Origin of the sequence: Brucella pituitosa (assembly GCF_003049685.1) — a bacterium.
Lineage (GTDB): Bacteria > Pseudomonadota > Alphaproteobacteria > Rhizobiales > Rhizobiaceae > Brucella > Brucella pituitosa.
The window spans coordinates 1,271,935-1,283,832 of sequence record NZ_PYSY02000002.1; the positions used below are offsets into that span (position 1 = coordinate 1,271,935).

Genomic DNA, 11,898 nt, shown 5'->3' on the forward strand with positions numbered 1-11,898 from the left:
TCATTCGATAATCACCAAAGAAGGTTCAGTTCGGGAGAACGCGCCTTCCGCTTGGGGAAGGCGCGATCTCTTTGTTACATGCCCGACGGTGCCAGAACCGAGGTCATCAGATCGTCATTCCATTCGCCGGTGACTTTGAAGTGCGCAGCCGCACCCAGTTCAAAGGCTTCGATCAGATTGTGGTTCACATAGGCATAGATGCCCGGTTGCTGGAACGTGTAGAAGGCTGCTGCGGCTGCACCGCCCGGAATGAACCATGTTTCCTGATCGAGATCTGGCGGCGTGTTGAACTTGCCGGTTGACCAGACATAGTCGCCGTGCCCGCCGATAAGATGCGGTCTGGTATCGCGATTGGCCTGCGAGTGAACGATCAGCACCTTCTCGCCAACCTTGGCGGTCATTGCCTTGTCGCCGGTCAATGCACCCACCGCACCGTTAAAGACAACATGTGTCGGGGTCAGGGTACGCATCACCTTTACGGTGTCCTCGTAGGAATCGCCCGGTGCGTCGTATTTCTTATACTGACCGGCCTCATCGCGCGGCACATAGAAGTCCTGCTCACCGACGTAATAAACCTTGTCGTATGAGAGCTTGTTGCCCTTGCCGTCGTGCAGTCCATCGCGTGGCAACACCATGATCGCCCCATTCATACCCGAGACAACGTGCCAAGGCACCATTCCGGAAGGTGCGCAGTGATAAACGAAGACGCCGGGCTTGGTTGCCTTGAAACGCAGGATCGTCTTTTCACCGGGGTTGATCTCGGTGAGCCCACCGCCACCCAATGCACCGGTTGCCGCATGGAAATCGATATTGTGCATGAGCGTGTTGGTTTCAGGATTGATGAGCGTCAGCTCAACATAGTCATCCTGATGCACCACCATCAGCGGGCCGGGAACCGTGCCATTGAAAGCCATGGCATGAACTTCAGTCCCCGCATCATCGATGACGATCTTCTTTTCTTCGATCACCATCGTAAACTCGATAACCTTCGGCCCACCCTCTGCGACCTGGCTGTGAGCGTGGACGAATGGCGGGTCCACCAGCTCCACTTTCTGCCGGGGAAGTGCTGCAATTTCCGCTGCACTGGCCTTCCGGATCGCGCCGTTACCCCAGGCGGATGTTGTTGCGAACACCGGCGCAAGCGCACCCGCGAGTGCTGCTCCTGCAAGTATTGTGCGGCGGTTGATCTGCATCTGGTCTGCCATCGATTCTCTCCTATACGATAGGACCGAGCGCTCTTTGCTCTGTCGTTGTATGTATAGGAGATCGGGCAGGTTCCTTCCTTGACCACAATCAACATAGATCATAAATCGATAAAATAATTATCGTTTATTTACAATGTGTTGAATGTAGTCCACCAAATTTGCGAGCGCTTATTTGCGATAGCACAAAGGACGATTACAGCCGACGCGTGTTGTCAGAAGTAAAACCAGCGATTGATAAATTTCAATCGCTGGTTTTCGTGAAGCGGTCGGAGCCGATGTTTATTATAAAGAGAGACCCGTGAAGCGAGACTGAACTTCCGGCAGTGCCATCTCCGGCATCCAGGGAGGTTCATATGTCAGCTCAATATTGGCACGTGAGACGCCGTCAACGGCTTCCACGCATGTTTGCACGGCTTCAATGAGAAATCCGGCAGCAGGACAGCCCGGTGTCGTCGTGGTCATCTGCACATTGACCGTTCCGTTGCCCACGATCTCAATATGGTAGATCATGCCCAGATCAACCAGATTAACGCCCAGCTCCGGATCGAGTATCAGCCGCAGCGCATCAAGAATGGCATATTCGAGTTGGCCATCGTTCTCGCTTTGCATGGATTTGTCCTCACGCTTCACCAACACGGATCATGATGCGGTAGGCGCTGCCGGTTTCATCAAAATTGCCGACCCATTCATGGCCGCGCCTTTCAAGCTCCGGAAACAGGAAGAGCGGTTCGCGATGCAGCAGAGCGAACAAGACCTGACCGCCTGTCATGCGTTCGAGTTCTGCCAGAATATGAACCATCGGTTCTGGTGGCTGCATGTCTGAGCAATCGAGATAATGCGAAGGTTCGGGCCAGATATCGGGTGAACTCACATTGTTGGAAAGCTGTATTTCCGGCACAGTTTCCTGCGACGGAGAAAACAGCGTTTGCCAGTCGCCTTCGCCGATTGGCTGCGGCTCTGCAAGGAAGCCTTTGCGTTCCATGACCGCAAAGAGCGGAACCGGCTTGAACGGCGTTATGAGCAAAAGGCTTTGGCCGGGCAGCAGATTTTCCGCGGCATCCATGATTGCCTGAAACGGCTCCACCCCGCTTTTAAGCAAGGGCCGCACATCCAGCTCACGATGAGCGATTTCCTGAATGGATAATGTCATTTCGACCTCCTGAACACGGGCGTACCGGCATGGATAAGGTTGGGTAGGGTCACGCCGTTGGGCAGGCGCAAACTGGTCGGTACGTCCAGAAGCCGCCGGGCGCGGAAAAAGTGAATGCTCAAAGCCAGAATAGCGATGAGGCTGAGTGCAGATGACAGTCTGAAAATGATTGGATAGTTGAAGATCAGTGCCAATGTGCCAAACCCGACGCTCCCATAATAAAGGATGAACCAGTGGCGGGCATTTTGCTCACGCACCATGTCCTGAACGCGCGGTGTCTGCACGCGGCCCATAACGGGGCCATAACATTCGAGCCAGGTGAGAAACGGAACGATCTTGTAAAGCTGTGCGAGGCTGAGGCCTGAAAGCCAGCCGAAGACAAAGAGATAAATGAGCGCCGAGACCATCTGATCGGTCATGCCGGTTGAGAGCATTGTCAGGGCGAGTGCCATGGAAATCAGCAATGCTGCAAACGCGGAGATACTGGCAGTGCTGTTTAATTCAATGACTTTGCGTTTGCGCTGCCGATAGATCGCGCGCACGTCGAGAGCATAAAGAATAATGCAAGCGATGCCCGGAATAAGCGCGATGGATAATGCGATCTCCGGCTGACCGATACCGAAAGCAAAAACTGCGATGCTGAGGCCAAGGATCATCAATGCGACGAGGCCGAACCACCACAAAAGTCTGGTTCGTTTCGTGTTGCTGTCAGGCGAAAGCATGAACATGGTGAGCAACCGGTAGCTCACGCCCATCGCGGTGAAAGTCATCCAGCCGCCAAGTGCAAGCGCTACATGGATGGATATGGTCGAACCGCTGATATCAAGGGCCAGCACCTGATCGGTCACGCCTGAAAGGACGAAAGTATAAAGCCCCCCGAGGCAGGCGACGATCAGCAGGCAGCTGATGCCGACGACAACAAAGCGTGTAGGTAGCGATATAGGTCGTGCTTTCCAGATGGTCACTCCGAGCATCAGAACGATCAGCGAAAAGCCTGCGATCAAAAGCAGTCCAGATATGGGAAGCAGCCAGATCGTATCGTCGAGCAGCCCGGCCATTCCTGCGAAGCCTGAAAGCAGTCCGAGCAGCCCGGTGAGCAACAACAAAAGTGCTGGCAGCTGTGCGGAACTTCCCCAAAGGGGTTTTGCAACCAGAACAGGCACAAACTGCAGCAGCGCGCCGCTCATCAGCAATGCCAGCCAGCCGATAGCGATGATGTGGACGAGGATGAGAGTTTCCGGTGCCCGAATTCCGTGGAACGGATAGCCAAAGCCGCCTGCCATCAGTCCAACCCCGATTATGAGGAAGGTGAGGGAGGCTGCAAAATAGGACAAAGTCCAGCGGGAAAGCGCGGCACCGATCATCTCAACCCTTCATGAAAAAAGGTTAGTGATTGCCGCAAGTGCATTCATGGTCTGAACCATGGAGCTTGCGTCGTGCAATTTCGACACGCCAGATAGGGCCGGTCTCTTTATAGACCCACGAAAAGTCGCCGGGATTGCGGGCTTCGAGCTGGCGACGCAAAGGCACTGGATCGTGATCGTTGACAATCTCCAGCGCATCGCCCGGCTCAAGCGCATCGATCATGGAAAAGATCGTCGCATGTCGCGTGATGGGCGGAATGGTGCGCACGTCGATGACAGGATTTACCGAAACAGGTTCGATTGACATTATAGTTTTCCAAGGCCGTCACTGTCGAAAGATGATGACGACAGCCAGCGCCATCATGAGAGCTATTCTAATCTGGATGATGCGATGCTGCTTTGATGCATCTCAAACAAGACAACGATTTCCCGTATTTCCAGTAAAAAATGCGAAGCGGTTTTGCGTCGGATAATGCGTAAAAAAATAGTTACAGGGGTTCCAACGTTTCAGTCTTAACTGGAGCTGTCGTAATGGCTTTCTGACAGATCTGCCTTGTTCTGGATCAATCCCTGTTCGCAACTAGAGCATGTCTCCCAAAAGTGGGAACCGGTTTTGGGATAAAGACATGCATAAAAACAATCAGATAGAGCATTTCCTATGATTCATCATAGAATGGAAGTGCTCTATTGACCAAAGAACAGCACGATAGCGATCACGATAGATGCTGCAACTGCTGAAAGCGTGCCCGCACCCTGCAAGGCCCCCATACGATAGAGAACCAATGAAAAGCCAATGATTGCGGGCGTGGCAACCATGAGTCCGATCTGTGCATCCGTCATTGAAACATTCCTTGCGTTGAAAAGGAACGATGCATCCGCGCACATGATTTTTCTTTGTCACAACGCAAAGAAGATGGGGGATGAGCGGGCTAGGCAAGATCCATGCTTGGAACAGAAGACACTGCCTTCGCGGCAACAATTTCAGATGAAGAACCGGCGGACAACCTCCTGCTCTGGATTCTCGTCTGGAGCGAGCTTATCACTTTTGCAATTTTACTGATCGCCTTCATGGTTATGTCGATCATCAATTCCGAAGGCGTTATACAGTTGCGGGCGCATCTCAGCCCGGGTCTGGCTGCAACCAACACCGTTGTGCTGCTGATAAGTGGCTGGCAGGCCGCAATCGCTGTGCGACAACGACATAATGCAAAGGCGGTAAGACGCCCGCTCCTGGGAGCGGCATTTTTCGGTCTTGCTTTCGTGGTCGTCAAACTCGTCGAATATTCACACGAAATCCAATTCGTAGGCGATGAAGCTGTGGGGGCATTTTTCGAACTTTACTTTCTTCTCACCGGCTTTCACCTCATGCACGTTCTGTTCGGATCAATCATTCTGGCGCTGGTCGCATGGCGACCGTCTGCTTCCAATGTTCTGCTCATCACAACGCTCTGGCACGCGATTGATCTCGTCTGGCTGGTGATGTTCCCGGTGCTTTATCTTGCGTGAGGCTATCAAATGAAAAGTGACGAACACCCGTCCCTCAACCGCACGCTTCTCATTTTGCTGGCACTTGCAATGAGTGGTGCGCTGATCGCCGGGTTCAGCGGCGACATGCTTACAGCAATTGTTGTTGTGCTGATTCTTGCCTTTGCAAAAGGCTGGTTCGTCATCCTCGACTTCATGGAAATGCGCGGCACCAAAGGTGCATTGAAGCCTGTCTTGCTGATGTGGCCCGCCGTTCTGCTCACACTGGCGCTGGTGCGTTCTGTCGCAGTGAGCCTCCTCCTCTGAACAACTGCTCCGGTCTTTGTTTTTACGCATTATCCGACGCAAAACCGCTTCGCACTTTTGGCTCGGAAATGCTCCGGTCTTTGCCAAAACGCAAAGACGTCTTTTCTCTGCCCGATAGAAGGATGCAGTCCCGTGATGCTGGCGAGGGGATTGACCAGCCGCACTATCGACGGGGGATTTGATGCCGGGGCTCCGCCTTCGGCCAATGAAAGGACGAAGGGGATGGCAGAACGCCTAACCAAGACCGGCGCCCGAAACGTCTTCTACGGCGGTTCTATTTTCTTTTTCGCGATCTTCGTGGGACTGACGGCGCACAGCCACTACTACATGAAAACCACATCCACGGATGAATCGACGCTCACCGAAGGGGTCGCGCGAGGCAAACACGTCTGGGAGAAAAATTCCTGCATCAACTGCCACACGCTGCTGGGTGAGGGCGCTTACTTTGCTCCTGAACTCGGCAATGTCTGGAAGCGTTATGGCGGTGTAGATGACCCCGAAGGCGCACGCGAGACGATGAAAGCCTGGATGCAGGCGCAGCCTACGGGAATTGAGGGGCGTCGTCAGATGCCGCAGTTCAACCTGAGCGAACAGGAACTCAACGATCTGGCTGATTTCCTGGAATGGACCAGCCGCATCAAGACGCAGGACTGGCCGCCCAATGAGGCAGGCTAAGGCGCGGGATGAACGGAGTTTTATGATATGAAATATGAAAGCCAAAAGGTTGCGATGCTCTATTTCTACGGAGCACTCGTCCTGTTCGTAGCCCAGGTCGCGTTCGGTGTGTTGGCCGGGACAATCTATGTCCTGCCCAATACGCTCTCCGAGCTTCTGCCCTTCAACATTGTCCGCATGATCCACACCAATGCGCTGGTCGTCTGGCTGCTGATGGGCTTCATGGGCTCGACCTATTATCTGCTGCCTGAAGAGACAGAGACTGAGCTCTATAGCACCAAGCTTGCCGTCATCCAGTTCTGGATGTTCTTTGTCGCAGCAGGTGTTGCGGTGGTGGGTTATCTCTTCAAGATCCATGAAGGCCGTGAGTTTCTCGAACAGCCATTCATCATCAAGGTTGGTATTCTCGTCGTCTGTCTCACGTTTATGTTCAACATTACGATGACAGCATTGAAGGGCCGGAAGACGACAGTTACCAACATTCTACTGTTTGGTCTGTGGGGACTGTCTCTGTTCTTCCTCTTTGCCTTCTATAACCCGGTCAATCTCGCCATCGACAAGCTCTACTGGTGGTATGTTATCCATCTGTGGGTTGAAGGCGTGTGGGAACTCATCATGGCGTCGATCCTCGCCTTCCTGATGATCAAGCTCAACGGTATCGACCGCGAAGTTGTCGAAAAATGGCTTTACGTCATTGTCGGTCTGGCGCTGTTCTCCGGCATTCTTGGAACAGGTCACCACTATTACTGGATCGGCGCGCCGGGCTACTGGCAGTGGATCGGTTCGCTGTTCTCGACGCTGGAAGTCGCTCCATTCTTCACTATGGTTATGTTTACCTTCGTGATGACATGGAAGGCCGGCCGCAAACATCCAAACCGTGCGGCATTACTCTGGTCGATCGGTTGTTCGGTGATGGCCTTCTTTGGTGCAGGCGTATGGGGCTTTCTGCACACGCTGTCTTCGGTCAACTATTACACCCACGGCACACAGCTTACCGCCGCCCACGGCCACCTCGCCTTCTTCGGCGCTTATGTCATGCTTAATCTCGCAGTCATGGCCTATGCGATCCCCGAGCTGCGCGGGCGTGCGCCTTACAATCAGATGCTCTCCATGGTGAGTTTTTGGGCCATGTGCACGGCGATGTCCGTCATGACCTTTGCGCTCACTTTTGCAGGCGTGGTGCAGACCCATCTGCAGCGTGTTCTGGGCGAGAGCTTCATGGTCGTGCAGGATCAGCTGGCACTTTTCTACTGGATACGTCTCGGCTCCGGCGTCGTGGTGGTGATCTCGGCTTTCATGTTCATCTGGGCCGTGCTGGTTCCGGGTAAGGAACGCCGCGAAAGCACCTCTGGCTTCGTACAGCCCGCTGAATAATCGATGCAAAAGCCCTGCCAGAAGGTGGGGCTTTTTCACTTAAACAAATAGGAAGACGGCCATGAATAGCGTTCTCAAGAATATAGAAACAATTGATACATCCATCCCCGCTTACAGCCCATCCGGCAATGAATGCGCCCTGTTTGAACTGGCATGGAAACGAAAGCTGCCACTGCTTCTTAAAGGTCCGACTGGCTGCGGCAAGACGCGGTTTGTAAGCCACATGGCAGCGAGGCTCGGCTTGCCGCTCTCGACGGTTTCCTGTCATGACGATCTGGCGGCGGCCGATCTGACCGGACGTTATCTGTTAAAAGGCGGAGACACCCATTGGGTTGATGGACCTTTGACCCGCGCCGTGCGTGAAGGCGGCATCTGCTATCTCGACGAGATTGTTGAAGCGCGCAAGGATGTGGCCGTGGTCCTGCATCCGCTGACCGACGACCGCCGCATTCTGCCACTGGAGCGTACCGGCGAGCTGCTTGAAGCGCCGGATCGCTTCATGCTCGTCGTGTCTTATAATCCGGGTTACCAAAACCTGCTCAAATCCCTGAAGCCAAGTACGCGTCAGCGTTTCGTGGCAATTGAGTTCGATTTCTTGCCCAAAGAACAGGAAATTGCGGTGGTGAGTGCCGAAAGCGGCCTTGAGGCGCATAAAGTGGTGCCGCTTGTAGCACTTGCCCATCGTCTGCGCGGGCTTAAGGGCCACGATCTGGAAGAAGGTGTTTCAACACGTCTGCTGGTCTACTGCGCGTCATTGATTGATGCTGGCATGCCGCAGCGCGAGGCCGCGCGTGCGGCGATGATCGAACCGCTGACCGATGAGCCGGATGTGAAGGCGGCACTGCTCGAAATCGCCGATGCAATGTTGAAATAGGCGGGCACATCATGCTGGATTTTCTGGAGCTTGAAGAAACAGTTGGCCGCGCCTGGCATCGGCTTATCGGCAAGACCGGATCATGGCCGCAATATCCCGATCAGGCCGTGAAGCTTGCCGATATTCGTCAGCGACTTGCGATTTGCTTCCGCGGTTTTGGTGGCGATGTCGCCGTGCAGATTGCCCCAGCCCGTGCCCGAACCTCCGGGCATCGGTTGGGCTTACGGCAGCGTATGGCTTTGGGCGAGGAGAAACTAAACCACCCCCTGCGCGATGAAGCGACATTGATGTTGCCGCCCGAAATTGCGCTCTTTCCTGATCGCACACTGAATTACGATCTCTATGTCTGGCTTGCGGGCTATATGGCGATCATGCCAACTGATCTGGAAGCCATGCCTGATGATCCGTTACGCCGCGACCTCGTGGTTCTCGATATGGCAGCGGAAACGGCGGCAAAAGCCTGCGAATTATTTCCGGGGCTGGAAGATCGCTATGCGCGGCTTTGTGATGCGATACTGGAAGCACGGCCGAATAGACGGCTCAATCAACTCGAACAGCTTGTCGAAGAGCGTATTCTTTCACTGCTGAAAGACGGCGCTAGTCTGCCGGATTTCAGTCTTCCAGCCATTTTCCCGCATCGTGCTCCTGCGGGCTATCTGCCGATCCTTCCCGTTCCGCTTTGGCCGGGGCTTATCCGGCGCGATGAAACAGCATCCCGCGCAGCGGAAGACGAACCCGTCCGCAACTCGCAGGCTGAAGGTGCTGAAACCGGTCGTCAGATAGCGCAGCGCGAGAAGCAGGACGCACGACTTACCGACAGAAGCCCGTTCATTCTCAATCGCTTTGAGAAAATTCTCGCCATGGCGGAAATGGTCAGCGTTGACCGACCTTCGGATGACAGTGATGAGCAGAATGCAAAATCCGCCGATGAACTCGATGATCTGACATTGGGCGAGCGCAGGGGCAGGCCTGCTGCCCGCTTTCGCTTCGATCTTGATCTGCCGCCGGAAGCGGTTGATCGCAGCCTGCTGACTGCCAAGCTTACCTATCCGGAATGGGATTATCGCAAAGCAACTTATCTTCAGGATCATTGCAGCGTTCTGGCAGCGCCGGTGCAGGAGCGTGAAGACGCGCTGGCACTGGATGACGAAGCGCGAAGTCTTGTACGGCGAGTGCGGCGTCAGTTCGAAATCCTGCGGCCCGGTCGCGAAATGATGCGTGCGCAGCTTGATGGCAATGATCTTGATCTCGATGCGGTGGTGCGTTCGCGCTGTGATTTTGCGGCTGGCGGGCAGGGCAGCGAGCGGGTGCATCTGATGAGCCGCCCGCAGGCCAATGATCTGGCCGTAACGCTTCTGGTCGATGTTTCGCTTTCAACCGATGCATGGGTGGATAATCGCCGCGTGCTTGACGTGGAGAAAGAGGCGCTTCTGGTTCTGGCCAATGGCATTGCTGCTTGTGGCGACCGCTGTTCGATCCTGACTTTCACGTCACGGCGACGCTCCTGGGTGCGGGTTGAAACTGTGAAGGATTTCGATGAGGCTTTCAGCCCAACGGTTGAGCATCGCATTGCAGCTCTGAAGCCGGGCTTTTACACCCGCATGGGTGCTGCCATGCGCCATTCAACGGCAAAACTCAGCGAACAGCACAACCGAAAAAAGCTTCTGCTGCTTTTAACTGATGGCAAACCGAATGATGTCGATCATTATGAAGGACGCTTTGCACTGGAAGATACACGCCGGGCTGTGAGTGAAGCGCGCGCCAAGGGCGTTAATGTCTTTGCAGTGACGGTTGACCGCGAGGCCAATGCTTATCTGCCTGCACTTTTCGGACATGGTGGCTTTGCAATGGTTGCAAAACTTGCGAAATTGCCAGTTGCTCTGCCCGCGATCTATCGAATGCTCGCGGGCTAGTTTTCAGCAAAATCACTATGCCGGAAGCTTCCGGCGTCAACTTCTGTTTAATGAGGAAAAAGCAAATGACTACACAGCCGATCCTCGCAGCAGTTCTTGCCGACAAAGACGTATCCGTTGATCTGCTTTTGGCAGAAGTTACTGCGCAGAGTGAGGCTTGTGGATTGAAGGTCGCAGGCTTCTTGCAGCACCGCAGCTCTGATGCAGACGATTGCTGCCGTGAAATTGTCATTGAACGGATCGGCACCGGCGTCAGGCATCTCATCTCTCAGCCGCTCGGTTCAGGATCGCGCGGCTGCCGCCTTGATCCCGCAGCACTTGCAGATGTCGCTGGTCCCTTGCTTGCCGAGATCGATGCAGGCGTCGATTTACTGATCCTCAATCGCTTCGGCAAAAGTGAAGCCGAAGGTCATGGCTTTCGTGCGGTCATTGAGGCTGCTTATTCAAAGCAGATTCCGGTGCTGACCGTTGTGCGTGATGCTTATGTGGGTGACTGGCGCGACTTTGCAGGTGATTGCGGTGTGTTGCTGTCGCCCGACAGGACGGCTCTTGCAGCGTGGCTGGAAAGCGCCGTCTCGCTCAAAGTTCTATCAGCTGCCAGCTAACGTTCCTCAGCTATGCATGACGGACGCGGTTTTGTGTCGGCTGACCCAGGCCGCACCAATGCCGCCATGCAGAAACCCGTTGGAAAGCGGGACGGCTGGATAGATCGCCTGCAATCGGGCAAGGCCTTCTTCAGTATCGATACGTTCGTACAGCACATCGTCATGCACTTTTGCGACAGCAACCATATCGCAATCCTGCGGCGACAGCCTGAACCGGGCAACGCCCGCGGCTTTCAGGTCAGGCATGTCTTCAATGAGTGCCTGACACGTATGCGACAGTGTCTGCACCCCATTCAGGGCAAGGAACGACTGGCTATCGAGTGTTTTGACTGGCAGACCGTCCGGCTCCTCGGCACAAACAAACTGACAATTGTCTTTGATGTGTCCTTTAGAGCGTGCATGGGCGCAACGCGCTGAAATGGCGAGTGGTACGCGACCGAAAGTGAAGATTTCGAAGGCAACATCTGGCGCTCCCTTGATGATTTCACGAATTGAAGCCAACGGAAGTTCCGGTGGCAGGCAGATGGATTGTGCGCCGCGCTGAGCCAGAACCTTGGCGGTGGCGGCGTTGTAAACATTGACCAGTGGGCCAACCATGTGCGGCTTGCCAGCCAGCAGGCCCAATGCCGACAGGTCGTTGGCTTCGACCGGAAAGAGCGATTGTTCGGCGGTCTGCCGGACATGCTTTGCTTCGCGTTCAAGCATGACGAGTGCAAGCGAGCCGAGGCTGATTGTCTTGCCTGCCTGTTCCAGACGCTCGATCACATCTGCCATGTAGGGATCGATGAAATGGAATCGTTTGGAGCAAACGATTTCACCGAGCGTGACGTGATCGACCGGAGCTTCATCGGCAATGCGGAAATAGAAATCGCGCCATTTCGGGCCGTCCCAGAGAAAGAGAACAGGCCCGAGGCTAAGGCTGGGATTACAGCTTGAAACTGGCATGG

At 54.6% G+C, this 11,898-nt stretch carries 14 protein-coding genes; 7 read left to right on the plus strand and 7 right to left on the minus strand.

All coding sequences use genetic code 11. From position 1 onward, the window contains the following. Nucleotides 1–74 precede the first annotated feature (74 nt). The 6 genes from nirK to C9380_RS26920 form a co-directional block, all read right to left on the minus strand. A complete protein-coding gene (gene nirK / locus C9380_RS18260) occupies nt 75–1,205 on the minus strand; it encodes a copper-containing nitrite reductase (protein WP_128094226.1) in 1,131 nt (376 codons plus the stop codon). A 282-nt stretch (nt 1,206–1,487) separates the two neighbouring features. After that, entirely contained in the window at nt 1,488–1,814 is a 327-nt protein-coding gene (locus tag C9380_RS18265; RefSeq protein ID WP_024895628.1) for a metal-sulfur cluster assembly factor, read from the minus strand. A 10-nt stretch (nt 1,815–1,824) separates the two neighbouring features. Beyond that, a complete protein-coding gene (locus C9380_RS18270; protein WP_100557610.1) occupies nt 1,825–2,355 on the minus strand; it encodes a DUF2249 domain-containing protein in 531 nt (176 codons plus the stop codon). Continuing rightward, on the minus strand, nt 2,352–3,719 hold the full coding sequence (locus C9380_RS18275) for a hypothetical protein (RefSeq protein WP_105706575.1): 1,368 nt from the start codon (nt 3,717–3,719) through the stop codon (nt 2,352–2,354). Before C9380_RS18275 ends, C9380_RS18270 begins: the two co-directional genes overlap by 4 nt. 22 nt (nt 3,720–3,741) lie before the next feature. Next, nucleotides 3,742–4,026 carry a DUF2249 domain-containing protein gene (locus C9380_RS18280; protein WP_024895625.1) on the minus strand — a complete coding sequence of 95 codons (285 nt, stop codon included), beginning with the start codon at nt 4,024–4,026 and terminating at the stop codon, nt 3,742–3,744. Nucleotides 4,027–4,403: 377 nt separating this feature from the next. After that, a complete protein-coding gene (locus C9380_RS26920; protein ID WP_007877560.1) occupies nt 4,404–4,559 on the minus strand; it encodes a hypothetical protein in 156 nt (51 codons plus the stop codon). Between the two features lie 102 nt (nt 4,560–4,661). Here C9380_RS26920 and C9380_RS18285 point away from each other — a divergent pair, with 102 nt between their 5' ends. The 7 genes from C9380_RS18285 (at nt 4,662) to C9380_RS18315 (ending at nt 10,951) form a co-directional block, all read left to right on the plus strand. Beyond that, nucleotides 4,662–5,225, plus strand: a complete 564-nt coding sequence (locus C9380_RS18285; RefSeq protein WP_105706577.1) for a cytochrome c oxidase subunit 3 — start codon at nt 4,662–4,664, stop codon at nt 5,223–5,225. A 9-nt stretch (nt 5,226–5,234) separates the two neighbouring features. Then, nucleotides 5,235–5,510: a cytochrome C oxidase subunit IV family protein gene (locus C9380_RS18290; protein WP_105706579.1), complete on the plus strand. Its 276-nt coding sequence runs from the start codon at nt 5,235–5,237 to the stop codon at nt 5,508–5,510. A gap of 222 nt (nt 5,511–5,732) precedes the next feature. Continuing rightward, a complete protein-coding gene (locus C9380_RS18295) occupies nt 5,733–6,185 on the plus strand; it encodes a c-type cytochrome (protein WP_024895622.1) in 453 nt (150 codons plus the stop codon). Between the two features lie 27 nt (nt 6,186–6,212). After that, nucleotides 6,213–7,559 carry a nitric-oxide reductase large subunit gene (locus C9380_RS18300; protein ID WP_128094227.1) on the plus strand — a complete coding sequence of 449 codons (1,347 nt, stop codon included), beginning with the start codon at nt 6,213–6,215 and terminating at the stop codon, nt 7,557–7,559. Between the two features lie 61 nt (nt 7,560–7,620). Next, nucleotides 7,621–8,433, plus strand: a complete 813-nt coding sequence (locus C9380_RS18305; RefSeq protein WP_128094228.1) for a CbbQ/NirQ/NorQ/GpvN family protein — start codon at nt 7,621–7,623, stop codon at nt 8,431–8,433. Nucleotides 8,434–8,444: 11 nt separating this feature from the next. After that, nucleotides 8,445–10,346 (plus strand): nitric oxide reductase activation protein NorD, encoded by a 1,902-nt coding sequence (locus C9380_RS18310; protein ID WP_128094229.1) that lies wholly within the window; start codon nt 8,445–8,447, stop codon nt 10,344–10,346. A gap of 65 nt (nt 10,347–10,411) precedes the next feature. Next, nucleotides 10,412–10,951: a DUF2478 domain-containing protein gene (locus tag C9380_RS18315; protein ID WP_128094230.1), complete on the plus strand. Its 540-nt coding sequence runs from the start codon at nt 10,412–10,414 to the stop codon at nt 10,949–10,951. 6 nt (nt 10,952–10,957) lie between these two features. On the opposite strand, the gene C9380_RS18320 is transcribed toward C9380_RS18315, so the two are convergent. Then, entirely contained in the window at nt 10,958–11,896 is a 939-nt protein-coding gene (locus tag C9380_RS18320; protein WP_111786690.1) for a U32 family peptidase, read from the minus strand. Nucleotides 11,897–11,898 lie beyond the last annotated feature (2 nt).